The sequence below is a fragment of the Acinetobacter towneri DSM 14962 = CIP 107472 genome, assembly GCF_000368785.1.
GTDB lineage: Bacteria > Pseudomonadota > Gammaproteobacteria > Pseudomonadales > Moraxellaceae > Acinetobacter > Acinetobacter towneri.
This window is the reverse complement of record NZ_KB849690.1, coordinates 302,263-328,878: the sequence shown is the minus strand read 5'-3', so window position 1 is coordinate 328,878 and position 26,616 is coordinate 302,263. Positions and strand designations below refer to the sequence as shown.

At 41.5% G+C, this 26,616-nt stretch carries 24 protein-coding genes and 1 pseudogene; 9 read left to right on the top strand and 16 right to left on the bottom strand.

Annotation, left to right across the window (positions count from 1 at the left end):
- Positions 1-6 precede the first annotated feature (6 nt).
- On the top strand, positions 7-642 hold the full coding sequence (locus F947_RS08820) for a ComF family protein (protein WP_004974665.1): 636 nt from the start codon (positions 7-9) through the stop codon (positions 640-642).
- 74 nt (positions 643-716) lie between these two features.
- On the opposite strand, the gene F947_RS08815 is transcribed toward F947_RS08820, so the two are convergent.
- Together F947_RS08815 and F947_RS08810 are read right to left on the bottom strand one after the other, a co-directional pair.
- Positions 717-1,127 (bottom strand): NUDIX hydrolase, encoded by a 411-nt coding sequence (locus F947_RS08815; protein WP_004974664.1) that lies wholly within the window; start codon positions 1,125-1,127, stop codon positions 717-719.
- Position 1,128: 1 nt separating this feature from the next.
- Positions 1,129-1,731, bottom strand: coding sequence for an LOG family protein (locus tag F947_RS08810; RefSeq protein WP_026438479.1), 603 nt, complete (start codon positions 1,729-1,731; stop codon positions 1,129-1,131).
- Between the two features lie 154 nt (positions 1,732-1,885).
- On the opposite strand from F947_RS08810, the gene F947_RS08805 reads away from it, so the two are divergent.
- The gene (locus F947_RS08805; RefSeq protein WP_004974662.1) at positions 1,886-2,899 is read left to right on the top strand and encodes a magnesium and cobalt transport protein CorA; all 1,014 of its coding nucleotides are present in this window, start codon (positions 1,886-1,888) and stop codon (positions 2,897-2,899) included.
- Between the two features lie 224 nt (positions 2,900-3,123).
- Here F947_RS08805 and F947_RS08800 read toward each other — a convergent pair whose 3' ends face one another.
- The 8 genes from F947_RS08800 to dxs form a co-directional block, all read right to left on the bottom strand.
- Positions 3,124-3,411, bottom strand: coding sequence for an STAS domain-containing protein (locus tag F947_RS08800; RefSeq protein ID WP_004974653.1), 288 nt, complete (start codon positions 3,409-3,411; stop codon positions 3,124-3,126).
- 12 nt (positions 3,412-3,423) lie between these two features.
- Positions 3,424-4,059 (bottom strand): MlaC/ttg2D family ABC transporter substrate-binding protein, encoded by a 636-nt coding sequence (locus F947_RS08795; protein WP_004974651.1) that lies wholly within the window; start codon positions 4,057-4,059, stop codon positions 3,424-3,426.
- A 15-nt stretch (positions 4,060-4,074) separates the two neighbouring features.
- Positions 4,075-4,752, bottom strand: a complete 678-nt coding sequence (gene mlaD, locus F947_RS08790; RefSeq protein ID WP_004974648.1) for an outer membrane lipid asymmetry maintenance protein MlaD — start codon at positions 4,750-4,752, stop codon at positions 4,075-4,077.
- A complete protein-coding gene (mlaE, locus tag F947_RS08785; protein ID WP_004974646.1) occupies positions 4,752-5,531 on the bottom strand; it encodes a lipid asymmetry maintenance ABC transporter permease subunit MlaE in 780 nt (259 codons plus the stop codon). Before mlaE ends, mlaD begins: the two co-directional genes overlap by 1 nt.
- Positions 5,528-6,346, bottom strand: coding sequence for an ABC transporter ATP-binding protein (locus F947_RS08780; protein ID WP_004974642.1), 819 nt, complete (start codon positions 6,344-6,346; stop codon positions 5,528-5,530). The genes mlaE and F947_RS08780 overlap by 4 nt, the downstream gene beginning before the upstream one ends.
- Before the next feature lie 389 nt (positions 6,347-6,735).
- A complete protein-coding gene (locus F947_RS08775; RefSeq protein ID WP_004974640.1) occupies positions 6,736-8,586 on the bottom strand; it encodes a DEAD/DEAH box helicase in 1,851 nt (616 codons plus the stop codon).
- A 484-nt stretch (positions 8,587-9,070) separates the two neighbouring features.
- Positions 9,071-9,901, bottom strand: a complete 831-nt coding sequence (locus F947_RS08770; RefSeq protein ID WP_019836885.1) for an inositol monophosphatase family protein — start codon at positions 9,899-9,901, stop codon at positions 9,071-9,073.
- Between the two features lie 104 nt (positions 9,902-10,005).
- Complete coding sequence (dxs, locus tag F947_RS08765) at positions 10,006-11,916, bottom strand: 1-deoxy-D-xylulose-5-phosphate synthase (RefSeq protein WP_004974635.1); 1,911 nt, start codon at positions 11,914-11,916, stop codon at positions 10,006-10,008.
- Between the two features lie 308 nt (positions 11,917-12,224).
- Between dxs and ribA the strand changes: the two genes are divergently transcribed.
- The gene (ribA, locus tag F947_RS08760) at positions 12,225-12,827 is read left to right on the top strand and encodes a GTP cyclohydrolase II (protein WP_004974633.1); all 603 of its coding nucleotides are present in this window, start codon (positions 12,225-12,227) and stop codon (positions 12,825-12,827) included.
- A gap of 44 nt (positions 12,828-12,871) precedes the next feature.
- On the opposite strand, the gene hemN is transcribed toward ribA, so the two are convergent.
- The gene (hemN, locus tag F947_RS08755; protein WP_004974631.1) at positions 12,872-14,245 is read right to left on the bottom strand and encodes an oxygen-independent coproporphyrinogen III oxidase; all 1,374 of its coding nucleotides are present in this window, start codon (positions 14,243-14,245) and stop codon (positions 12,872-12,874) included.
- Positions 14,246-14,476: 231 nt separating this feature from the next.
- On the opposite strand from hemN, the gene hemF reads away from it, so the two are divergent.
- From hemF to aroE, 3 genes are all read left to right on the top strand, one after another.
- Entirely contained in the window at positions 14,477-15,421 is a 945-nt protein-coding gene (gene hemF / locus F947_RS08750; protein WP_004974629.1) for an oxygen-dependent coproporphyrinogen oxidase, read from the top strand.
- A gap of 317 nt (positions 15,422-15,738) precedes the next feature.
- Positions 15,739-15,945 (top strand): hypothetical protein, encoded by a 207-nt coding sequence (locus tag F947_RS08745; protein WP_004974627.1) that lies wholly within the window; start codon positions 15,739-15,741, stop codon positions 15,943-15,945.
- 96 nt (positions 15,946-16,041) lie between these two features.
- On the top strand, positions 16,042-16,830 hold the full coding sequence (gene aroE, locus F947_RS08740; protein ID WP_004974625.1) for a shikimate dehydrogenase: 789 nt from the start codon (positions 16,042-16,044) through the stop codon (positions 16,828-16,830).
- A 102-nt stretch (positions 16,831-16,932) separates the two neighbouring features.
- Here the strand turns inward: aroE and F947_RS08735 are convergent, their stop codons facing one another.
- The gene (locus tag F947_RS08735) at positions 16,933-19,323 is read right to left on the bottom strand and encodes a hypothetical protein (RefSeq protein WP_004974623.1); all 2,391 of its coding nucleotides are present in this window, start codon (positions 19,321-19,323) and stop codon (positions 16,933-16,935) included.
- 225 nt (positions 19,324-19,548) lie between these two features.
- On the opposite strand from F947_RS08735, the gene F947_RS08730 reads away from it, so the two are divergent.
- Complete coding sequence (locus F947_RS08730; protein WP_004974621.1) at positions 19,549-21,372, top strand: acyl-CoA dehydrogenase C-terminal domain-containing protein; 1,824 nt, start codon at positions 19,549-19,551, stop codon at positions 21,370-21,372.
- 194 nt (positions 21,373-21,566) lie between these two features.
- On the opposite strand, the gene F947_RS08725 is transcribed toward F947_RS08730, so the two are convergent.
- On the bottom strand, positions 21,567-22,085 hold the full coding sequence (locus tag F947_RS08725; RefSeq protein ID WP_004974616.1) for a DinB family protein: 519 nt from the start codon (positions 22,083-22,085) through the stop codon (positions 21,567-21,569).
- Between the two features lie 324 nt (positions 22,086-22,409).
- On the opposite strand from F947_RS08725, the gene F947_RS08720 reads away from it, so the two are divergent.
- Positions 22,410-22,865, top strand: coding sequence for a helix-turn-helix domain-containing protein (locus F947_RS08720; protein WP_004973749.1), 456 nt, complete (start codon positions 22,410-22,412; stop codon positions 22,863-22,865).
- Positions 22,855-23,421 (top strand): IS630 family transposase, encoded by a 567-nt coding sequence (locus tag F947_RS08715; protein ID WP_121533679.1) that lies wholly within the window; start codon positions 22,855-22,857, stop codon positions 23,419-23,421. Before F947_RS08720 ends, F947_RS08715 begins: the two co-directional genes overlap by 11 nt.
- A 9-nt stretch (positions 23,422-23,430) precedes the next feature.
- Here F947_RS08715 and F947_RS08710 read toward each other — a convergent pair.
- From F947_RS08710 to F947_RS08700, 3 genes and pseudogenes are all read right to left on the bottom strand, one after another.
- Positions 23,431-24,354: pseudogene (locus F947_RS08710) on the bottom strand (IS30-like element ISAba125 family transposase); the annotation flags it as partial.
- A 37-nt stretch (positions 24,355-24,391) separates the two neighbouring features.
- Positions 24,392-25,426 (bottom strand): HpaII family restriction endonuclease, encoded by a 1,035-nt coding sequence (locus tag F947_RS08705; RefSeq protein ID WP_004974611.1) that lies wholly within the window; start codon positions 25,424-25,426, stop codon positions 24,392-24,394.
- Positions 25,410-26,519: a DNA cytosine methyltransferase gene (locus F947_RS08700; RefSeq protein ID WP_004974609.1), complete on the bottom strand. Its 1,110-nt coding sequence runs from the start codon at positions 26,517-26,519 to the stop codon at positions 25,410-25,412. The genes F947_RS08705 and F947_RS08700 overlap by 17 nt, the downstream gene beginning before the upstream one ends.
- Between the last annotated feature and the right edge of the window lie 97 nt (positions 26,520-26,616).

Below are 26,616 nucleotides of genomic sequence, written 5' to 3'. Positions count from 1 at the left end.
CCTAAGATGACTCAGCCGATCAATCTACTACAATGCGGCATACAATGGCTGCGCCAACTGCAACCGTGTCAGCTCTGCCATAGCGACACGCAATGGCAACATTCGGTCTGTCAAACCTGTTGGCAACAATTGCCGTGGCGTAGCCAAGCGGTACAACGACAAGAAATGCAGATTCAGGTTGCCTTTGATTACCACTATCCAATTAATCGCATCATTCAACAATTTAAATATGAACAGCAGTTACATTACCAACTGCTTTTAGTAGGCGCGCTAAAACAACTGTCTTATCCTAAAATCCAAGCAATTGTACCGATGCCAATTTCCACTGCCCGCTTGACTGAACGCGGCTACAATCAATCTTTATTGTTAGCAAAAGGACTAGCGCGGCATTTAAATGTCCCGATTTGGCAACCTGTGACCCGCTTACAACAGCACGCGCAAAAAGGCTTAAGTCGCTTAGAACGATTGGAAGACATCCAACAGCAATTTCAAATTCAGAATGCGCCTAAAATCCGTTTTCGTCGGGTTTTAATTGTGGATGATGTGGTCACGACGGGCAGTTCAATTCATGCACTCAAACAGCAGTTGCTCAAGCTCGGCTGTCAAAAAGTCGAGGCGGTTTGTCTGGCCAGTGCTGAATAAAAAAACTATTCGGTTGAATATGCTCAACGCATTAAAAAGTTGAACTTAAAATATAGAAGAATGATCAACTGCTCTTAATTTTGTTGTAAATATTGTTTTAACCACGGCATCACCACTTCACGGGTCAGCGGTGCCAACAAAGTATCTTGATCATCCAAATCTACCCACTTCATTTCGGCAATTTCAGCAGCAATTTTTGGTGCCTGATCAAGCTGAACCCAATACACATAACTGACCAAACGGCAGTCGGGCTCATTGGCCGTTGCTGTTTCATAGCGTCCAATAAATTGTTGAATTTGCGCCTGACAGCCAATTTCTTCGGCAATTTCTCGCAACATGGTCGTTTCAGGCGCTTCATTGGGTTCTAATTTGCCACCGACCTGCATAAAACACGCGGTATGCTGTTTACGCACCACCAATAACTGCTGTTTGACATTTAAAATAATTGCAGCTGCAACGGTAATGATGTTGTTGATCTCAGCCATTTTATTTCGCCAGTTCCTGCTGCACCCACTCTAGCTCAGGCACTTCCCATTTCATTTCAGGAACACGGTATTGTTCAAATTGCTGCAAAATATTGTCAATACAATTCGATACAATCAATGCCTCACAAAAACGTGGCTGAGTAAAACCTTTTTCAGAGGTCTGTCTTAAAAACTTCAGCAAATCATCATAAAAGCCAGCTACATTAAAAAAGGCACAGGGTTTTGAGTGAATTCCTAATTGTGCCCACGTCCATTGCTCAAAAATTTCTTCTAAAGTTCCAGAACCACCCGGCAAAGCAATAAAGCCCTCGGCCAATTCTGACATTTTTATTTTGCGGGCATGCATGTTTTCAACAATATGTAATTCGGTCAAATGCGGATGCGCCAATTCATGCTCTGCCAAACTTTCAGGCATGACACCAATTGCACGCCCACCTGCGGCCAAAGTACTATCTGCCACCACACCCATTAAGCCTGAGCGTCCACCGCCATAAATTAAAGTTTTGCCTTGTGCAGCCAATGTTTCACCCACTTTTCGTGCATTTTCAACAAAAACTGAATCTTTTCCTGGGGCAGAACCACAGAAAATAGCAATTGACGACATCATTTTTTCACCATGTTATCTGGCTGTCATGCCATAAAATTAAACTTCAGGGAGATTTTTAAATAAAATAGCATTCTGAGCAGTGTATTTAGTAAGATCCTTGTCTAAAATACACCCATCCACAAAACCCATACTGCGCAAGGAGAAAAGACGAATGCTTGAAGCCTTTTATGCCACAGAGCGCGGTAGTCTGGAAGATGCCACCATTAACGGTGGTTTTGATTTGCATCCAGATCTGGTCTGGATTGACCTGATTGCCCCTTCACAAGAAGAACAGCAATGGGTACTAGACGCATACTCACAAAATTTACCAACCTTAAAATCTTTGGAAGATATTTCATCTTCAGCGCGATTCTACCGTGATGATGACGGTATTTTACACATTAGTACCTATTTTTTAACTAAAAATAAAAACTATCAAGTCGATGGTGAAACTGAAGACAATTCCAGTATTTTAGCCACAGTGCAAACCGTTGCCTTTATTTTACATAAAGAACGCCTGTTTACCCTGCGTGGTGAAAAATTAGTGGCGTTTCGGGCATTTCGGGCGCGTGCACGACGTAACGACTACGAAATTGATTATAAAGACCCGACTTGGGTGCTTTTGGGTTTGCTTGAAGCCAAACTAGACGAACTTGCGGATATCTTAGAAGATATCCACAAGGACTTGGAAAAGTATTCCACAGAAGTTCTGAATAACCGTCATCGTGAGCAAATTTTAGACCTCGATGACATGATTACCCGACTGGCACAATTAGAAGACATGCTTGGAAAAGCGCAATTGTGTTTGATTGATTTACGTCGTGTCCTGACCTTTTTGGCACGTCCGCGTGCGTTGGGTAGTCATATTTACGATGCCGACATTCGAGAACTCAGTGAAGATGTACGCTCACTGGTCGAACACGATGCCTTCTTATTCCAAAAAGTGCGCTTCTTGCTCGATACCACTTCAGGCTTCATTAACACCGAACAGAACGACACGATTCGTCGATTCTCGATTTTGCCGAGTATGTTAGCGCCACCGATGTTAGTTGCCAGTGTTTATGGTATGAACACCGACGTGTTACCTTTTGCCAAAGGCACCACCAGTTTTATAGTGGTCAGTATTATTTTAATTGGCTTCTTTATTGGCCCATTAATTTACTTTAGATGGAAAAAATGGATTTGATGCCTTTTATTCCCTCTCTTTTTAGGTTTAGGAGAGGGTTAGGGAGAGGTTTGCAATCTTTTCTCTCCTTTTAGAAGCGGGTTAGAAAGGTTTGCAATCTTTCTTCTCCTTTTAGCAGCGGGTTAGAGAGCTTTGCAAGCCTACCTCACTTGAATAAAGCGGGAAACTAAACGCAATAAAAAAGCACCTTACAAGAAGGTGCTTTTTTGATGGTTTTTTCAGTTTTAGACGATTAGCTGCAAATCATCTTGCAAATGACAGGCTTGAATGATCTTCATCATTTTTTCAGGAACCGCTTTAAACTGTAAGCCCTTGGCTTCAGGCGTCTGACGCAACCATTGCACCAAAACGGCCAAAGCTAAAGTACTCCCGTGTTCTAGCTGCGCCAAATTGACCACCAAAGGCAACTGCTGCTGACGAATCAACTGCAGACCTTTTTGGTAATATTGCTCTGCATTACTGAAATCTATTTTTCCAGAAACACATAATTCCTGATTTGATAATTCAATCACGCCACACCTAACCTATTTTTTCTTTTCAACCGCAGCTTCTGCATCTGGCTTAAAGGTTGCAATGGCTTTATCAATATTGCCGCCATTACGCTTCACGTTCGCTGCAAACTGGTTACGGAATTGCAAACCTAAATCAATACCCGACACGTTAATGTTACGGATTTTCCATTGGCTGCCTTTGTCTGCCAACTGGAATGACACAGGAATTTTTTCACCATTATGCAAGAAGTCAATGGTCACCACTGGGTTCTTGCTGTTGGTCGCCTTATAAGGACGCATGGTGTAGCTTTGGTTGCTAAATTTCGCAAACGCTGTGCCATAATTCTCAATTAAGGTTTCACGGAAGTTTTTCTCAAACTGCGCGCGCTGTGCTGCTGAACTGTATTGATTCGTCGCATAAGTACCCATCACAATACGGGTAAATGCTTGCGCATCTACATACGGATCAAGGTTTTGACGCACAATCGTTTTGACCAATGCTGGATTGTTCTGCAATTTAGCATGATCTGCTTTTAAACGTGCAATCAAGCTATCGGCAACTTTTTTCACAAAAGCTGGTGGCGCTTCTGCAGGTGCAGCAAATGCAGTTCCTGCCAACATGGTTGAAAGTACACTTACCGCCAGAGTTTGCTTTAAAAGTGTTTTCACGGACAATCTCCTTCATTACTCAACAAATGACACTTCTGCATCTGTTGTTTCAGCTGTCGCTGTGTCTTTATCTGCGTCTGACGCTGCGTTGGATGTTTTCGCTGCACCGCCAGTAATAAACTTACTGATTAAATCTTCTAAATCCATGGTGCCTTGTGTGTTGGCAATACTTTCGCCACGCTTCACAAAGTTCAAACCACCACCTGGAACCACTTTGAGATATTTCTCACCCAATAGACCATTGGTTGCTACCATTATGTAAGCATCTTCATCAATACTGGTGATGGATTTCATGTTACCCAACAGTTGTTGTTCCATTTCTTTTTGTTGCTGAGGGCTTGCCTCTTGGTATTCTGCACTGTAACGCAATTCTTCAAGCGCATAATTTTGCACTGTTTTTAGTTGTTCAGGATTAAAACTGGTCAACCTGCCATCCAGTTCAAATTCAACTGTAGCCAAACGCGATACAGGGTCTAAAGTAATATCATTAACACGACCAATGGTGACACCGCTCATGGTGACTTTAGCACGTGGTTTTAAACCATTCACGTTGTCAAAAGTTGCTGTCATATTGTAACTGTCGCGCAAATTGGTACCCACCAATCCACTGACTTTCATGGCCAAGAAAAATAATGCAATGCCTGTCAAAATGACAAATACACCTACGGCCAGCTCACTTGTACGTGATTTCATTAAACACCTCCGAACATGACCGCAGTCAACACAAAATCAAAACCTAAAACACATAATGAAGAATACACCACGGTTCGTGTGGTCGACGTCGCAATGCCTTCCGATGTTGGGACACAGGCATAGCCTTGATATACTGCAATCCAAGTACAAATTAATGCAAAAACAAAACTTTTAATAATTGTGCCGTTAAAAATATCTTTATAGAACTGCACGCTGCTTTGCATACCGCCCCAGAAAGAACCTTCATCGACCCCTAGAAAATCGACCCCAACCATTTTGCCGCCCATAATGCCAATTGCAGCAAAAATAATGGAGAGCATTGGCAGGCTGACTATTCCCGCCCATAAACGTGGTGACACAATACGCTTGAGTGGGTCTACCCCAATCATTTCCATGCTGGCCAATTGCTCTGTGGCTTTCATCAGACCAATTTCTGCAGTTAAGGCAGAACCTGCACGACCTGCAAATAACAGCGCAGCGACCACAGGTGCCAACTCACGTAATAAAGTCAAAGACACCATCGTGCCCAACATGGCTTCTGAACCAATATTGACCAAAATGGAGTAGCCTTGTAAGCCCAATACCAAACCAATAAATAAACCTGATACCGCAATAATCAATAATGACATCACACCAACACGGTACATTTGGTACAGGAACAGCTTCACCCCAAGCAGGGTTGGCATGGAAAATAGAATTTGCAACAACATTTGGGTGGCGACACCAATGCCACGAACACGCTCAATGACGCGTTGACCTAATGCGGCAATAGCATTCATGAACGCACCTCATCACTTAAATAAGCCCGATGGCTAAATTGATAATCGACTGGCCCTTCGGCAGCGCCTGTTAAGAACTGACGTACAAATGCCGATTCATGCTGTTTTAATTCTGCAGGTGTACCTTCGCCCTGAATCACGCCTTCCGCGATAATATAAATGTAGTCGGCAATTGATAAAGTTTCGCCAACATCATGCGAGACGATGATGGTGGTTAAATCCAACGCTTCACGCAAGGAACGGATTAAACGGGTCAACACACCTTTTACAATCGGGTCTTGCCCTGCAAACGGCTCATCGTACATGATCAATTCAGGGTCTAACGCAATCGCACGTGCCAATGCCACACGACGGTTCATCCCGCCTGAGAGTTCTGCAGGCATAAGTTGTTCTGTACCACGCAAACCGACTGCTTCAAGTTTTAAAGCCACCAATTCTGCAATTAAATGTTCAGGCAACTGGGTATGTGCACGCAATGGAAACGCGACGTTTTCATATACGCTCATATCGGTAAATAACGCACCGCTTTGGAATAACATGCCCATACGTGCGCGCGCAGCAAATAACTCCTGACGCGACATTTGCGCAAGATTTTTTCCATCCAGAAAAATATCACCATGATCGGGAGTCAACTGACCACCAATCAAACGTAATAACGTGGTTTTACCAGTACCTGAAGGTCCCATAATGGCAGTAATTTGACCACGGCGAATCTTTAAACTGACATTTTCGAAAATGACACGTTTCCCTCGTTTAAAGCTCAGTTCATTGACTTCAATCAATGACGGCTCATGTTGAGGCATTGGATTATTCATAGCTGAGGGTCTTCCTGCATTTTTTCAGCACGCATACTATAAAGGATTGAAGCGCAAAATGTTATCTAGCAAATTTTTAAAAACTGTGCACGTATTGTTCAAGCAGTCTTATTATTGTTATTTAAATCACTTTTAGGACAGCAACAATTTAAAAGTAAGAAGAAATAATATAATACATTAAATTGCATAAGATGAGTGCTAAACCAATATACGGCATCATTCCCTCTCTCGTCTGCATGAGCAATCGTAAGCTATTGATGTTCATAATTAGCAAATAGAGTTAAAAACGTGACCTATTATACATTTTATTTATCTAAAGCAAAAATATTTAACATAAAAAAACCAGTGCTGAGCACTGGTTTTTCTTTATACAAATGACTATAGCGGTCTTAGTCGTTAAATTTACGACGTGGGCGATCAAAACCACCTTCACGGCGTGGACGATCTGAATTGAACTCGCGACGTGGACGATCTTCGCCACCAAAAGAACGCTTAGGACGATCATCAAACGAACGTGGTTGACGGTCACCAAAACCACCTTCACGACGTGCAGGACGATCACCAAAATCACGTTTTGGACGATCACCGAAGCTACCTTCACGACGTGGTTTGTAATCTACGCGGTTGCCACGGTTGTCATCATTCGCATCAAAACGCGGCTTATCGTTGAAGCCACCTTCGCGACGCGGACGATCTGAATTAAATTCACGACGTGGACGATCATCAAATGAACGCTGTGGACGATCACCAAAACCACCTTCGCGGCGTGGACGATCTGAATTAAATTCACGACGTGGACGGTCTTCAAATGAACGCTGTGGACGATCACCGAAACCACCTTCACGACGTGGACGGTCTGAGTTGAACTCGCGACGCGGACGATCTTCACCAAATGCAGGACGTTCACCACGTGGTTTGTCATCAAAGCTGCGACGTGGACGATCATCACCACCTTCACGACGTTTAAAGTTGCTTTCGCCTTCAAAACGACGACCGCCACCAAAACCGCCACGACCACCGCGACCGCCATCACGACGACCCCGACCACCGTCACGACCAGAACGTGCTGGAGGTGGAGATGGCTCTAAGCCTTCAATTTCAGAAACGCTTAAACGTGCATCTAAGAAATCTTCCAACGCACGGATTTTGCCGCGCTCACGGTAAGTTGCCAAAGTAATCGCGTTACCAGTACGACCCGCACGACCTGTACGACCAATACGGTGTACATAGTCTTCATTTTTCATTGGTAAACCGAAGTTAATCACGTGAGAAATAGTTGGTACGTCTAAACCACGTGCTGCAACGTCTGTTGCAACCAAGATTTTTGCACGGCCTTCGCGAATGCTGCGTAAACGACGGTTACGAACGGTTTGTGGCATTGCACCGTGTAGTGCAACAACCGAGTGACCCGCTTCAGCCAATTCTTCAGCCAGCATATCGGTATCTTCTTGAGTAGATGCGAATACAACCGCTTGATCTACACCTTCATCAGATAACCAGTGTGACAATAATTTTTTCTTGTGCTCGAAACCATCAGTCCAGTGTAAAGTCTGGGTGATGTCCATGTTCGTTGAGTGACCTGTTTCAATCGCAATACGTACAGGCTCATTCATCATGCGTTCTGCAAGTGTGATAATACGGCTTGCAAAAGTTGCAGAGAACATCAAGGTTTGCTTACGGTTAGCAGCTAAATCGCTAATCGCTTCTAGGTCTTCAGAGAAGCCTAAATCGAGCATACGGTCAGCTTCGTCTACAATTAAGGCATCAACTTTATCAAGTTTGATTTGACGACGGTTCACCAAGTCAAGTAAACGACCTGGAGTCGCTACAACCACTTGCGCACCTTTTAATTGTTGGATTTGCTTACCAAAAGGCATACCACCCATGATTGCTGCAATACGTACACCTTTCATGTGACGTACAAATGCAATCGCGTCTTGGCTAACTTGTTGAGCCAATTCACGTGTTGGGCAAAGCACTAAAATTGACGGCTGAGTAATAGCTTTCATACGCTCTTTAAATGGTACGAAAGTATCATGATTAGCAAGCGCGTTTAAAGTTGGGAGTAAAAATGCAGCAGTTTTACCAGAACCTGTTTGGCTAGATACCAATAAGTCTTTACCTTCAAGTGCCGCTGGGATCGATTGTTCTTGAACAGGAGTCGGCGTAGTAAAGTTCAAGCCTTCTAAAGCTTGTTGTAAAGATTCATGTAAAGAAAAATCAGCAAAAGTTTTGCTCATAGAGATTTTCACCCTGAAAATGGGTGCTCCATTAAATAAAGTCAGATGGACATCGGCAAAAAGCGGTACAGCAATTATCGCTGACAATTTAAGATTCAGCGGCGATCCGAGTAACGACGATGTGATATAACGCACGCATGATTACGGCTTAACCTGAAGGAATCGCTTTAGCGATTGGGGCGCGAGATATCGTCCTCTCTTTGGACCGCACGCGCATACACAATGATTAGAAGAGAAATGTTCAGGTAATGAACAGAAATTAAGTGCGTGCGCGGATTATAGCAGGATTATTTTAAAAGTCACCTTATTTAATCGACTTTTGCAGTTTTTTGTGTAAACAGTGATAGATTCTGCTTTTATGGCTAGTATATGGACGATAACAACAGATTTAAAACCAGCAGTTTTAGACCGTTAGGTAAAAGAAAAGCCCTCAGGATGAGAGCTTTGCTAAGTGTCTTATTTAAGTATAAATATGATCAGCTGATTATTTCGCTGCTTCGCCCCAAGCAGGCACAACCGCTTTCATAAGTGGTTTTAACATTTTCATTGAACATGCCAAAACTTGCCCATTTTCCATAGAGTCGCTGCCACCACGTGCATCGACCACAGTACCGCCCGCTTCTTTCACAATTAACTCACCCGCAGCAATATCCCACGGTTTTAAGCCAAGTTCAAAATAACCATCTAAACGACCTGCAGCCACATAAGCCAAGTCTAATGCAGCAGAACCTGCACGGCGGTATTGAGCGCCTGCTTCTGTCACATTCAATAAACTTTCAAAATGGTTTTTGGCATAAGAAACAATTTCGCCATCGCGCTTAGCACGATAAGCATGACCCACTGCCAAGAAGGTGTTGTCTAAACTGTCTTTTACATTTACACGAATACGACGTTGATTCATCATCGCACCACGGCCACGGCTCGCAGAGAACAACTCATCTTTTACAGGATCGTAAATAACACCGTGCTGTGTCACACCTTTGTGTTGCACTGCAATCGAAATACAGAAATGAGGGAAACCGTGAACAAAGTTTAGCGTGCCATCTAAAGGATCAATCACCCAACACCAGTCGGCATCGTGACCTTTGCCTTCCTGCATGCCAAATTCTTCGCCCAGGAAGCTGTGATTTTTATAACTTTTGCGTAATGTATCAATGGTCAATTGCTCGAGGTAACGATCTACGCGCGTTACAGGACCATCAATGCCTTTTTCTTCGACTTGTAGATCGAGTTTATGACGATTCTGATGCGCTTTTAAAAGCTCTTGACCAACTGTTTGAGCCGCACGCGCAGCCATCACCACCATAGGTTCCATTGAACACCCACTACAAATTTGAAGAGTTTGATAAAGAATAATGCATGAAAGCCCCAATATTTTAGCAAATATTGAGGCTTTTGGGGAAGAAGTGTTGCTAAAAATTAATTCAATATAGATTGATGCAGTTTTTGCCAAGCATTTTGCATTGATTTTTCAATGCCTTGTGCATCTAAACCTGCCTGTTGCAGCATTTGACCATGTGTCGCTTGTTGCATAAAGCTATCTTCTAAACCTAAATGAATAATCGGTTTGACAATCTGGGCCTTCGCCAAGTATTCACTCACGGCACTGCCTGCACCACCCATAATCGCATGCTCTTCTACAGTGACGAATAATGCAGTGCTGTCTGCAATCTCAGCTAACAGTTTTTCATCCAATGGCTTCACAAAACGCATATTCACCACACGTACTGCGACATCATGCTGCTGAGCAAATGCTTCTGCCGCCTCAACTGCCGCTTGCACACGGCTACCAAAAGCCAGCACTGAAATATAGTCATCATATTGTGGATTGAACTGCGCCACAATTTCAGCTTGTCCTAATGGAATTGCTGTCATTTGCTGCTGAATTTCGACACCCAAACCATGCCCGCGTGGATAACGCACTGCTGCAGGACCGTTATATAAATAAGCGGTGTGCAGCATTTGACGACATTCATTTTCGTCTTTTGGCGCCATAATCACGATATTCGGTACGGTACGCATATAGGCGTAGTCGTAAGCACCTGCATGGGTTGGACCATCTTCACCCACCAAACCTGCACGATCGATGCCAAAAGTGACATCTAAGTTTTGCAAAGCGACATCATGAATCAGTTGGTCATAACCGCGCTGCAAGAAGGTAGAGTAAATCGCCACCACAGGCTTTAAACCTTCGCAGGCCATACCCGCAGCCAAAGTCACCGCATGCTGTTCGGCAATCGCGACATCAAAATAGCGTTCTGGGAATTGTTTGGCAAATTGCACCATGCCCGAACCTTCGCACATGGCTGGCGTAATTGCCAATAATCGTGAATCTTGTTCTGCCTGATCACATAACCACTGCCCAAATACATCAGAATATTTAGGTGCGCTAACTGGTGCAGCTTTGGCATGAATTTTACCAATGGCATGATATTTAATTTGATCAGCTTCGGCAGGCGCAAAGCCTTTGCCTTTTTTAGTGTAAACGTGAATTAAACGTGGGCCTTTACGTTTTTTCAGCGCATTAAACACGTGTGTGAGTTGTTCAACATCATGTCCATCGAAAGGGCCGAAATAATCAAACCCAATCGCTTTAAATAAGTTGTCTGCAGCTTCAGTGGCAGCACAGTGCAAACGTGAGTTGTATGTCCATTTTGGATGCGGCTGCACGTAAGCCTCACCTGTTTCACTGACATAAACCGATTCACCACGCTCCCAAATGGCAGCAAGATGTTTGGCAAAGCCGCCTGTGCTACATGAAATTGACATATCGTTGTCATTCAGCACCACCATCATATCGGCTTGGTGGGCCACTGCATCATTCATGGCTTCAAAAGCCATACCTGCCGTCATAGCACCATCGCCAATAATGGCAACAACTTCACACGGGTTTTGTTGATAACGTCGTGCCAACGCCATCCCCAATCCTGCAGAAATTGCTGTTGAGGAGTGACCAACGCCAAAGGTATCAAAAATAGATTCTTCACGCGCAGGGAATGCAGCCAAACCATCTTTGGCGCGAATGGTGGTGAGTTGCTCGCGGCGTCCTGTTAGGGCTTTATGCGGATAAGCCTGATGACCGACATCCCAAATTAAGCGATCGTGTGGGGTATTAAAGCAATAATGCAGCGCAACGGTCAGTTCGATCACGCCTAAGTTTGCGCCAAAGTGTCCTCCACTTTGACCTGCGGCATACAAAATGAATTGACGTAACTCATCTGCCACCTGTGGAAGCTGGCTTTGCGCGAGTAAACGTAATTGCTGCGGATGGTCAATCTCATCGAGCAATGGTGTTACAGGGCGTTGAGTTGGAATTTCTGTATACAGCATATGTGGCAAAGCCTTCTAAAGCCTGGCAAATCCTAAGCGAGGTCAATGGGAATTACTCGATCATATAACCGAATGGTATTACCTTCAATCAGCCACATTTCTAGCGATGTAGTTTTGAGCAGTGATTTCAGTTGGGCACACGTTGGGTGGGTAGATTATCCTGAATAATCTAACTATTTATCAACCATTATCGTGCGCTTTATACAAAAAAGAAAATCTTCTGTATAAATTCGTGTTCGCTATTCTACTAATGTCTGAGCATTACGCTATACTTTAAACAATTTATCGACTATTTCACGAGTTAAACAGTGCCGATTAAGTTTGTCGCAACCTCACGATTACCGACCGCATTTGGTGAATTCAACATTACGGTATTTCAAGATCCTGAAACTGGCGAAGAACACGTGGCATTATCCAAAGGTTTGGACACTGCGCCAACCCAGCCCGTTCTGGTACGGATTCACTCAGAATGTTTAACTGGCGATGCTTTCGCGTCTTTAAAATGCGACTGTGGCCCACAGCTTCAAGCCACTCAACGTCTGATTAATGACGCAGGACAAGGTGTGATTTTATATTTACGCCAAGAAGGTCGCGGGATTGGCTTGACCAATAAAATTCGTGCTTATGCCCTGCAAGATCAAGGACATGACACGGTGGATGCCAATTTAATGCTGAATTTACCTGCCGATGCACGTCGCTATGATATGTGCAGCATTATGCTAGATCATTTGCAGGTTAAAGCTGTGCGCTTAATCACCAACAACCCTTTGAAAATTCAAGCATTACAGGAACAAGGGATTACGGTGGTAGACCGTGTGCCTTTAACTGTGGGTCTAAATCCATTCAATGAAGAATATTTGCAAACCAAACACGAACGCATGGCGCACATGTATGATAAAGGTGACTTCTGAGTCACCTTTTAATTTTTGAATTAAATAATTTCTACTCAACTTACTTAAATCGTCATCGAAAAAATACGATTATTCGGCATACGGCGTTTTAAACGCAAATCAAAGGCCATACAAATATTGCGCACAAAAGGTTTACCTTTTTCCAAAATCTGAATGTGCTGATCTTGAATGAGCAGTAATTCATCTTCCTGCATTTCCTGTAACTGTTGCAGCACTTGCTCAATTTCAGGAAATGCCAATTCTGGACTGGCCCACGACGTTTCAAAGCTGCACATTAAATTTAAAATATGCTGACGTATTACCAAATCTTCCCGATCCAGCACATGCCCTTTAAACACAGGAATTTCATTGCAGGCTAAACGGGCATAATAATCTTCAATGCTTTTTTCATTTTGCGCAAAGCTATACCAACTGTCGCTAATAGATGAAACACCCAAGCCAATCATAAGCTGCGTTTTAGATGCGGTATAGCCCATAAAATTACGGTGCAAGGTACCATTTTTAAACGACTGATACATACCATCACGTTCTAAGGCAAAGTGATCCATCCCAATTTCATGATAACCATAGGCCAAAAGACGCTGTTTGCCTTCTTCATAGCACTGACGTTTTAATTCATCTTTAGGTACATCTTCATCTTTAAAACCACGCTGCCCATTGCCTTTAATCCATGGCACATGCGCATAACTGTAAAATGCCAAACGGTCTGGCATTAAACGTTGGGTCTGCTCAATGGTATTCAGTACATCGTCTAGATTTTGAAAGGGCAAACCAAAAACCAAATCATGTGAAATAGAATCATAGCCAATTTCACGCGCCCACTCGGTCACACGTTGCACATGCTCAAAAGGCTGCATCCGATGAATGGCGCGCTGCACTTTTTCATTATAATCCTGCACGCCATAACTGACCCGACGAAAACCCAAGTCATTTAAGGCCTGTAAATGTTCGCGGGTGGTGTTATTGGGATGACCTTCAAAACTAAATTCGTGCTGTTCTGCCACTTTGGCTTTTGCCAGAATGCCTTGAATGAGCTGCGTCAAATGTTCGACAGAAAAGAAAGTTGGTGTGCCACCGCCCAAGTGAATTTCTTTAATGATGGGAGTGCTTTCGAGCAATTGGCAATATAAGTCCCACTCTTTTAATAACGCCTGAATGTATGGCTGTTCAACTTCATGGCGTTTGGTGACACGTTTATGACAGCCACAAAAAGTGCATAGACTTTCGCAAAATGGCAAATGAATATACAGACTAATGCCTTCGCTGGCATTAGATTCATCAAAAGAACGCTTCAGCGTCTGCTGCCATGCCTCGGCTGAAAAAGTAGCATCATCCCAATAAGGTACGGTTGGATAACTGGTATAACGTGGTCCAGGCACATTGTATTTTTGAATTAAAGAATTTGCCTGCTGTGTCATCCACTCTGCCCCATTCAGTTAATTGCTGCTGACTAAAATTTAGATTGTAAAAACTATTGTGCTGAGCTTAGGCATGGAAATCAACCTAGTCTTTTGCTCGGAATACATGCTGAAATACAAAGCACCTTGCGCAATTGCCTGAGCGATTTGCAGCAAACTGGATAAACCCCTTAATTTTTAGACAGTTTTATGTTTTGATGTAAGCCATTTTATTTTTATGCTGAGGTGGCCATGTCGCATCCTACTCACGCGGATATTCAACGTGTACGTGAATTTCTTCTCGATTTGCAGGCGCGAATTTGTGCGGCTTTAGAACAACAAGAACAGGCAGGTGGCGGAAGCGCACAGTTTGAAATTGATGACTGGCAACGTCCTGAAGGTGGCGGTGGTCGTTCCCGTGTCTTACAAAACGGTACAGTCATTGAAAAAGGCGGGGTGATGTTTTCGCATATCAATATTTCCAAACTGCCTGCTTCTGCAACTGAGCGTCATCCCAATATTGCAGGCGCACCTGCGCAGGCGATGGGTGTATCATTGGTGATTCACCCGAAAAACCCAAATGTACCCACCTCGCACGCCAATGTGCGTTTATTTGTCGCTGAACCTGAAGGACAACCGCCAATTTGGTGGTTTGGTGGTGGTTTTGACCTGACACCATTTTATCCAAATGATGAAGATGTGTTGGCATGGCACCAAACAGCACATGACTTATGTGCGCCTTTTGGCGATCAAGTCTATGCAGAACATAAACAATGGTGTGATGACTATTTTTATTTAAAGCACCGTGATGAACAGCGTGGCGTGGGTGGTTTATTTTTTGATGATCTGAATCAATGGGACTTTGACACCTGTTTCAACTATATTCAGGCGGTGGGTAACGGTTATTTGGCTGCAATTCTGCCTATTTTTGAGCGTAATCGTGACAAAGCCTATACCGAAGCACAACGTGAGTTCCAGCTTTACCGTCGTGGACGTTATGTGGAATACAATCTGGTCTATGACCGTGGCACTTTATTTGGCTTGCAGACAGGTGGACGGATTGAGTCCATTTTAGTCAGCTTACCGAACTTGGCGGGATGGTCGTACCGTCCTGAATGGGCAGAAGATTCCGCAGAGAAAAAACTCACTGACTATTATTTAAAACCACGCGATTGGTTAAATCTCAAGACGAGTTAAAGCTCGCGACTGGTGAAACCTTGCTACATCGCAGTGTAAAAAAGATCACATTCAAGGTTCAAAAAAGCGATTCTTCCACGAATCGCTTTTTTACTTACAAACTTTATTGCTTATTTTCAAATCAATAAATATGCACAGCATGAATTAACTGTCATGATAGTGCGGATGGATTTTAATAGATGATGTGACCGCGCACCCTATTCGACCATGCACAAATAGGATTTAACTATCCATACATCAAACCATGAGTCAAAGGCGAATTCATCAAACTGTCAAAGCCTTATGTCACACTGCGCCACATCTGTCAGGAGATCCGCATGTTTAGCCCGCTGTTCAAACACAAAATCTTTTTATTTTGGGCAACCTTTGCCATGTTACTTGGCTCAATTTGCATGACCTTTATTTTTGAAAGTCATCTTTCAGATGGCTTAGCCATTAGTAGCAGCATTTTAGCGGGCATTGCCATGTTCGTGATTGCCACTATTTTGGTATTAGAAACCGTTTTAGAGATTTGTAATCCTTAAGTCCAAAGACTCCCACCGTTTTATACCGCCATAGGCTTTAGTCCGCGCTGAATTTAACGTATATTGATGCACATTTCAGCACATGGATTTTGGCAAATGCGCAAACAATTTGCCGTGATTGGCAACCCAATTGAACAATCACGTTCTCCTGAACTGCATCATGCCTTTGCAGAAAAAACAGGCATTGACCTGCAATACAGCAAACGCCTTGCCCCTCTTGATGGTTTTAGAGACAGTGTTGCAGACTTTTTTAATCAGGGCGGTGTAGGCATGAATGTGACCGTGCCTTTTAAAGAGCAAGCATTTGCCCAATGTGGCGTATTAACCGAACGTGCCAAAATTGCCAAAGCAGTCAATACCTTGTGGATGCAAGATGGTGTTTTGCATGGCGACAATACCGATGGTCAGGGTTTGGTTGATGCCATTCGTGCTTTGGGCTGGAATTTAGAGCACAGTGATATTTTGATTATTGGCGCTGGTGGTGCAACCCGCGGGGTAATTTATCCGTTGGTACAAGCAGGCGCAAAAAAAATTGTGATTGCCAACCGCACCCTTGTCCGTGCTGAACAACTGGTTGCTGACCTACAAGCTGCCGTACCGCAAGCAGAATTACAAGCCATGGCACTTACCGATTTAACAGGTCAATTTGATTTAGCCATTAATGCGACGTCTGCCAGCTTAACGGGAGATGCCCTCACCTTGCCTGAGTGTTTGCAGTTTAATTTTGCTTATGAAATGGCTTATGGCAAACCTTCGAGCTTTTTAGAACAAGCCAAAGCGCGTGGCGTACCGACATCGGAAGGTTTTGGCATGCTGGTCGGACAGGCGATTGAATCTTTTTATATTTGGAATGGCGTGAAACCTGAATTAAAAGATTTCCTCTAAATCATCACCAAATAAAAATAGCCCTTGAGCAGCAAAGGGCTATTTTTTTATTTAAACTGGGCAATCTTGTTGAACGCTGATTGCCCATTTTTCACCCACGGTTTATTTTACAAATTTCTGCATATCTTCATACACATCCATATATAACTCATAATCAATCTGTTCAGCCTGATCTTCAGTTAAAGTGCGAATTGAATTTTGGCTCAATTTGCCCTGCTGACGATCAACATACGTCTGCCCCAAAATGTGTGCCGTTTTCTTTAAATTCTCCAAGTCAGGCACATCCCAATCATAAGCTGCTTCATAGGCTTTTAAATATTGCTGAGCAAATATCTGTTGTGGTTGCTTGTATTGCTGTTTCAGCTTACGCCATTCAAGTGCGACTTTATTTTCATCGACTGCATCTTCAGTCAAATTATTGATACGACGACCAATTGCATTATTGAATTGCTCATCTTCTTCTAAATGATGCTTGGCTTGTAAAGCTTCAATCCGTTTTAGCGCGGCACCTTTCGGGTCATAGTAGCGCTCATCACTGAACCAATAGGCATACACTTCTGCCATTTCCTGCAAGGTTTGTGGACTAAGATTTTTTACCCACGTACTTTGCTCTGCTGCCATGTGCACTAAAAATAAAGTCTGATAAGTCTGACTAAAAGATTCTGTTTGTTGATAGGTTTTTTGCGCCAACTGCGCCAATTCTTCATCATAACTTAAGGCAGGTTTTACAGTGGTCTTATCTTTATTTTCTGCAGTTTCCTGCTCCAAAGTCCGCCCTAAATTTGTCACCCATTTTTCTAAAATTGAGTCTTTGCTGACCTCTTGAATGGATTTGGCTTGACGCAGCGCACTACGGTCAATTTTGCTGGCTTGCCCATAATTCGCAATGCTGACATAGTTATACACATGAATTGTGCCGTAATTTTCGCGTTTAAATTGCAACGCATAATCAATTTTTGCAGCACGCCCCTGATCATCTAAAGCCACATCAATTTGAATCGGTGTTTTTTTATCTTTAGGTGTAGTGTTCATAATCTGCTGAATTTCAGCCTGATATTTTTGCCACAAAGCTGCAAAAGCGGCGGCATCGACCAATTGTTCCGAACGGTATGGTTCAAAAACTTTAGCTAGCTTTTCTTGCGGTGAAGCAAAGTGCTCATCTAAAACCGATTGTGCCTGCTCAGCACGACTTGGGCTAAATGCTTCTAATTCATAGGCATAAGCACAGTAGGTTAAATCTCCAACTTTGGCTGTTTTTGCTGTTTCGATCAAACGCTGACAGTCTTGTTCGCTTAGCATACTTGCGGTGCTTGCTGAATCTTCTGCCTGCTCAGCAGCCGCTTCAACGGCTTGTTCAGCTGCGATCATGGCATCTTCACTGGCATCTGCTGAATAATCTGCCACATTACTCACTGTCGTTTCAGTTGCATAAAATTTCTGACTGACCAAATCACGTAAAGCAAGGGTGGCTTGATACGCCACAAAAGCCTCTTGGCTCATGCCATAATCTTCAGCAGTTTCATTGTGTTTCAAGTAGTCTTCAACACTTTCTTTGGCCGATGTATCTTGCGTAATTTCAGCTTGTTCAGCAGCATCTTCGGTTGTGGTCGCCTGCCCCAATACAGTCTGTTGCAAATACGGTGCATTGACCTGATCAAACATGGCAAGCTGCAGCAACATATCTTCCAAACTACTGTTCAAACGAATTTTTTCACTAATTTTTTGCTGACGGTCTTGTGCAGTTAAAGATAACTTTTGAATATGTTTAGAATCTGCCAATACATACGGCACCGCATTCATGGCTTTTAAGTATTCGGCAAATTGTGCCACTTTAATCCGCTCAAAATCGGCTTTGTATTTAGAAAAGTCGATATAGGCAAAGTCATTTTGACTGTCTTTATTCACCAAATAAGGCAACAAAGAAAAATAGTTGGTATAGAACTTATATTCATTAAAATCGACCACCATCGGTACTTTCATTTGCACCAAAAGTGTCGGTTTTTCATAGCGTGCTGCCACATTCAAAGCAGCAATTTTTTGCCGATAATGCACCGAGCCATCGTAGCTAAACTCAGTATCATTCAATACATTCAACAGAAAATTAAAAGGACTCGATTTTTCGATTGCCCCTGCAGCATAGGAAGCAGAGTTTTGTTCCTTAGCCATTGCCGTATATAAGTTTTGTTTTTCTTGTGTACTTAAACGGACTTTTTGCTGTTTTAAATACTGATCTAATTGCTTTTTAAGTACAGGATCGAGTGTAGCAGGAGCAGCATCCGCTACTTTTGGTATTGCTTCAACTAAATTGCTCTGTACCCGTAATTTGCCCTGAAAGTCATAACTTGGCGTTTCAAAGATGGCATTTAACCCTGTAATTGCCTTTTGTTCTATACTTGCCGTCTGATTGGAATTGGTCTTAATGACATGCTGCGAACAACCTGTAGCAGCTAAACTAAAAAGACATAAAGATAAATATTTTAATTGTATCTTCATTGCTAAACACCTTATATTCATTATAGATTGGTCTGTTCAAACATATAGATTATGATACATTGTAACATAACACTTCATTCGTTTTTGTAAGGTGAATAATTTTCACTATTCGCATTTCTGACATTTTTATTCGCTATTCTTATCAATGTTTTTTGATCATGAGTGTGAATAATCAACATATCGATACAGATAATCCAAAACTATTTCTAAATTAGGATTAAGACTATGCCAGCATATAAAGCCCCATTACACGATATTCGTTTCTTAATGAACGAAGTGCTTGATTACCCGACCCACTACAAAAATCTTTCTAACGGTGAACTTGCGGACGCAGATACAGTCGATATGATTTTGGAAGGTGCAGCAGATTTCTGTGAAAATGTACTTTCTCCTCTTAATCAATCAGGCGATGAAGAAGGCTGTCATTTTGAAAATGGCAATGTGACCACACCGAAAGGCTTTAAAGAAGCCTATGACCAATTTGTGCAAGGTGGCTGGCAAGGTCTGTCTTACCCTGAACAATACGGCGGTCAAAACCTGCCAATGTCGCTAAACCTCATCAAATCTGAAATGATGGGTACAGCAAACTGGTCATTCCAAATGTATCCAGGTTTAAGCGTGGGTTGTATCAACACCATTATGCAATTTGGTACAGACGCGCAAAAAGATACCTATTTACCGCACTTGGTTGCAGGTACTTGGTCAGGCACCATGTGTTTGACTGAACCACAATGTGGTACCGACTTAGGTCAGGTAAAAACCAAAGCAGAACCACAAGCCGATGGTACGTATGCGATTTCAGGTACCAAAATCTTTATTTCTGCAGGCGAACATGACCTGACTGAAAACATCATTCATATTGTGTTAGCACGCCTCCCAGATGCGCCTGCAGGCACAAAAGGTATTTCATTATTTATCGTACCGAAATTCTTGCCAACAGCAGAAGGTACGGTGGGTGAGCGTAATCCTGTCACTTGTGGCTCTATTGAACACAAAATGGGGATTCGCGCGTCTGCAACTGCAGTCCTGAACTTTGACAATGCCGTGGGTTATTTGATTGGTGAACCAAACAAAGGCTTACATGCCATGTTTACCTTTATGAATACTGCACGTATTGGTACAGCAATTCAGGGGATTTGCCATGCAGAATTGGCATTCCAAGGTGCATTACCGTATGCCAAAGAACGTATGTCAATGCGTGCGCTTTCAGGTAAAAAAGACCCTGAAAAAGTAGCTGATGCAATCATTCACCACGCCGATGTACGTCGTATGCTCTTAACGCAAAAAGCCGTGGCAGAAGGTGGTCGTGCCATGATTTATCATGCTGCACAATTGGCAGATAAAATGAACGACGCTTTAATGCGTGGTGATACTGCAGCTTTTGAAGCGCATGATGACCATTTAGGTTTCTATACCCCAATCTTAAAAGGCTTCTTAACTGAAATGGGTTATGAAGCTGCCAACCACGGCATGCAAGTGTACGGCGGTCACGGCTATATTAAAGAATGGGGCATGGAGCAAATTGTACGTGATTCACGTATTTCTACCTTATATGAAGGTACAACTGGCGTTCAGGCGCTCGACTTGATTGGTCGTAAAGTGTTGTTAAGCTCTAAAGGTAAAGTGATTCGTGACTACACCGCTGAAATTTTGAAATTCTGTGGTCAGCATGCACGTAACAAATACATGCGTCGTTTTGCATGGGACTTAACCAAGCTATGTGCTCAATGGAACGCATTAACCGTGCGCATTATGTTGGCAGCACGTAAAGACCGTGACATCGTATCCAGTGCTTCAGTAGACTTCTTGATGTTCTCTGGTTATGTGATGATGGCTTATTTCTGGGCGCAACAAGCGGCTGTGGCTTCGACCAAATTGGCTGAAGGCAATGGTCAGGAAACACCTGAGTTCTATAAAGCCAAAATCAAAGTTGCAGATTTCTACTTTGAGCGTTTATTGCCACGTACCCAAGGTCATGCAGAAGCAATGGTCAATCCATCTAAAACCATGACTGCATTAGCACCAGAACATTTTAGTTTTGACTACTAAAATATTCTAAGCAGATGTAAATCAAAAGAGCGCGTAATGCGCTCTTTTGGTGTTTACTTCAGAAAGTCAGTACTCGAATCTACACATCAATTAAAATTACTTTTAATGTGCTGTTGGAAAACCATGAAATACCCACTGAATCAGATATAAAATCAGAAAAATTAAAATCACTAGACATAAAATTTCTAGTCGTTTCATTCAATTCGCTTCTTAGCCTTGTCTTCTAGCAACATATAAATTAAATCAAGCTCAGGACAGACATATCCCATTGCGGTTAAAGCCGCGGTAATTTGCCCACGATGATGAGTTGCATGATTGAACACATGCATTAGGGTTGCAGCATAGGGTAAGTGCATCTCCACGCCAGTTGATGTTTTATAGTGCAGCTCTTGATGAAAAACATTCTCATCCACCTGATTTAAAAAATAAATCCAGTTTTCAGCCTTCTTTTCAAGTTGCTCAACAAGCTGTGTTCTGTTGGTTTCCACAATACTATCTAATGGCAAAATTGGTGAGTGGTGCAAAGCAAAACGTGGAAACCACAAATGATGCTCACCGACCAACAAGTGATTCAGAGTGCCAAAAATACTTTTAAAATATAAGCCCTGATCCAAGAAAAAATCATCATCTGAAACCAATAGCAAAGTCTGATTTAGTTTTTGAGTTGCCCAAAGATTATAGCGGGCAAGTAACTCAAACGTTTTTAAATCCATTTAAAATTATCCTATTTGAGTTTTATTATGAAAATTGAATCAAAAGTTCAAACTATATTAAGATAAAAGATATATTTTTAATCATTTAAAGCGAATTTGTAGATTTAAAGACAGATACAATTTATTGTCCTTTAGAAATAATTGACCAAAATCATGGCGAATTCAAACATGAGGTGCGACAGTTTGAAAAGTCTTATGATAATCAACAAGCTGAGCAAATTTCTCTAATGGTGTAAGCCAATCTAACGCTTTTCTAGGACGAGTAAGTTGACAAAAATAACTAATCATGCGAAAAAAGTTTTTTTAGTTAACAGATGTTCACACATGCCTCGAATTGTTTCTGTACCACTTAGTTTAGAACAGCGAGAACGACTCATTTTTCTGGCCAAGCATGCAAAACATTGGCGTGAAAGACAACGTGCCCAAACTATTCTCTGGCTTTCTGAAGGTAAAAGTGTTGCGGAAGTTGCCACTCTACAAGAACGTATCCCAGAAACCATAAGGCTACAACGCCGACGTTGGGAATTGTATGAGTTTGAATCGATTAAAGAAGGTCATCGCTCAGGTCGGCCCAATACATTGATCTCAGACTATCAGGCAAAAATCCTAGATTGGGTCAATACAAGTCCACTCAATGCAGAACAAATCCGAGTCAAACTACATGAAGAATACGAAGTGTCCGTGTCTGTTGAAACCATTCGTAAGTTTTTACGTGATTCAGGTATGGTCTTCAAGCGTACCCGTCATAGCTTGAAAAAAAAGAGATCCGATTGCATTTGAACAAGCAACACAGCAGATTGAAAAATTACGAGAGCAAGCGGCACGTGGTGAAATTATATTAGGTTATGTTGATGAAACAGGGTTTTCATCTACACCTGATAACCGCTATGCATGGACAAAGATAGGTGATGTTCATGCGGTTGATGCAATAAGATTAAAACGAGTTAATGTCATGGGGTGTTTGCTTTCAACGGGGAAACTGGTGACAAGTTGTTTACAAGAGTCAGTTACAAGCACTTGGTTTTATGCCTATTTAACTGGAATAGCTCAACAAGTAAAACAGACTTATAACCTTCCATTGGTTCTTATTGTTGATAATGCCTCGATTCATAGAAGTAAAAAGATGGCTGATTACAGAGAGCTACTTAAAAGTAACTTTTCGACGAATTTGTATTTTATTCCAGCTTATAGCCCTGAGTTAAATCGAATCGAGATGGTATGGAAGCAGATGAAATATTATTGGCGAGATTTTCAAGTCATGACAGCTGATAAAATAGAGCAATGGGTGGAGAGAGTATCAAACCAATTCGGAAAAGAATACATGTTTACTTTTTAATGACAGCTTATTCAGTGACATGGCCACTTGATTTAAATAATGCTGATCTGCCTGATTTAAATCAATCCCTTTAGGTAAATATTGCCTAATTAAACCATTCATATTTTCGCATGTGCCTTTTTGCCAGGGTGAATGTGGGTCACAGAAATATACATCTATGCCTAAATCTTCTTCAAGTATTTTATGTTCTGCCAGCTCGCGTCCACGGTCATAGGTCAACGTTTTACGCAGTTCTGCAGGTAAATATTTCAGAGCTTCAGTTAAAGCCTTGCGCACTGATTCTGCCTTTGCATCAGGTAATGTTGCCAAGATACAGAGCCGTGTATTTCGTTCAATAAGTGTTGCTATCGAACTTTTATTGTCTTTACCTTTAATTAAATCAGCTTCCCAATGACCCGGTATTTTTCTTTCTTGAACTTCGGCTGGGCGCTCATGAATAGTTTTAATATCCTGTAATATAGAATCTTTTTTAGGTTCACCGTTAGCTTTTCGCTTTTTATTTTCATGACGCAGACAGGATAATAAGTCTTTTTTCAACTCACCCTTTGGTAATGCTCGTATCGTTGAATAAATCGTTGTATGGCTTACATTCATTGTTTGATCCAAATCAGGAAATGTCTTTAAACGCTTTGCTATTTGCTGAGGAGACCATAAACAACGGATCGCTTCAACAATAAATTTCCAGAGGATTGAATCGATTTTGAGTTTTCTGTGACCACGTCTACGTCTAGCGAAGGTGTTATCAGAAGCATATCGAGCTTGATAAACGTCATTGATGCTATTTCTTTTAAGCTCACGATAGATCGTACTAGGATGTCTTTTAATGAGTTCAGCAAATTTTCTGGCTGAAAAGCCTTCTTTTCTTGACTCAAGCATTAATGCAGTACGATCTTCAAAGTTAAGATGATGGTATGACAATTTTATATACTCCATAAACCCTTTAAATTAATTAGGTGGTTTATGTCGCACTTCAAGTTTTACTCTGCCCATGCTTGGTTTTACTTGCCATCTCAAACTTTGTATTATTGTATAAATACTCTTCAAATTCATGGCGATGATACAGATGATAGCAAATGATCTCGCCATCTTCTTTAATTACTAAATATCCACCTGTAGAATCAATTTCGTTACCTGTCCAAACTGTACCAGGCATCATTCCAATTGCTATTTCACACAATAATTTTTTAATTTTAAACTGATAAAAAGGATGCTGATGTTCAAAAGAATATTTCATTGGATTTTCATAAGAAATTTCATTAAAAATATCTTTAACTGAATTAAGAGTTGATGTGTAATATTTAAATATAGCTTCTGCCATAATTTTTGGTAGTAAACTATCCAACAAAATTAAATTATTCTCAAATACAGCATTATTTAAATGGGAAAATTTAATATCGGCTCCCAACATTTTTAAATGTGCTATACGAGATTTAATAATTGGTTGTGGCAATGCAAGCTGATTAAAATCTTCAATCTCTTTTTCGGTTAGGCAAATATTTTTTATTTCAAAAATAAAATTTGTTGTCTTTCCTGCATTTAACAATGTGGATGGTTTACCTAATTTTGACTTTATGCTAAATCCCAATTCAGGCATTGTTCCAATTTTTGCATCATAAATTACGATTCTAATATCACTTTTCGCACTAGATTTTGCTTTAATCTTATTTGATTGGTATCTGGATATAAAGTTTTCCACATCTGGAATAGTAAATGATGCCGTTTGCTTTTTCTGTAATTCTGCCAGCAAAAACTGAGTAATATCTCTGAGTTCCTGTAATGGTATCTGAAAAACATCTTCACCCCGCAAAATCTCTACTATACCCTCTGATTTATGCGGTACATAAGTGAATAAATGATGATGTTCTTGACGTAAAATTCTAATTACAGGATAAATTAAATTATTTATTTTATTTAAGTTTTCATCACCCGCACTTAACTCCCCATCACATAGTAATTTAAAAATGGCATAGAGTTCACTCCATTCCCCCTTATTTGCTGTAATCATACTCACCAATCTTCAATGCTTTTAATATTTCTTTTGCAGTTGCCTGTATCGCTGGAATAGCAACAGAATTTCCAAATTGTTTATAGGCTGAGGCATCTGAAACCACGATTTTGAAATGATCTGGAAACCCCTGCAACCGTGCCCATTCTCTTGGCGTCATTTTCCGAATACCTTTCCGATTTACCTCTCCTTTAATTCTAGTAGTTGGAGTAAAGTCTGTAATTCTATGATCTATAACTAAATTACGCTCTCTCCCCATTCCACCTACAACTATGGCATTGGCAATTGCGTGATCTGGAATAATAGCGTAACCAAAACCATTTCCTTTATTTTCATGTCGAGCTTTATGCTTTTCCAAGGTATCTAAATACTGTGTAGATAAGTAATATTTAGTAGGTACAACCTGAGTTTCCTTTATATCGGCAAAACAGGTTTTTTTATTTAATGGTTGTGGATAAGAGAAATTTTGAATTCCAGTATCTTTATGGAAGCCTACAATAAAAATTCGCTCTCTATTTTGGGGAACACCAAAATCTTTAGCATTTATAATTTGAGGCTCAGCAACGTAGTAACCTAAATCATCTCTTAATGTTTTTAAAATAGTTTTAAGTGTATTTCCCTTATCATGACTAATTAAGCCTTTAACATTTTCTAAAAAGAAAGCTTTAGGTTGTTTCCGTTTTATAATATCCGCAACGTCAAAAAATAGCGTACCGCGTGTATCTTCAAATCCAGATCTTTTACCTGCAATTGAAAAAGCCTGACAAGGGAAGCCTCCACATAAAATATCGAAATGATCAGGTATCGCATTTTTAGTAGACTCTAAAGTGATATCACCATAAGGCGTTTCACCAAAATTGACGGAATATGTTTTTTGGGCATATAGGTCTATTTCTGATGAAAATACGCACTCGCCACCAAGATTTTGTAACGCTAGCCGAAATCCACCAATTCCTGCGAATAGGTCAATAAATTTAAATTTACTTGGGTATTCTGGATAAAAAGGGATTGATTCAAAGAGGGAAAGGTTTTCCTCTTTGTTTACCACTAATTCACCATGAGCCTTTAAAACTTTTGGACTAGTAGAGTTCATCTCAAACCTTCAAGGCGATACAATAACAAAGCCATTACAATAACAAAATTTACCTTAAATAGCATGCAGTGCAAGACACAAGCTGTCGCTCTAGCAC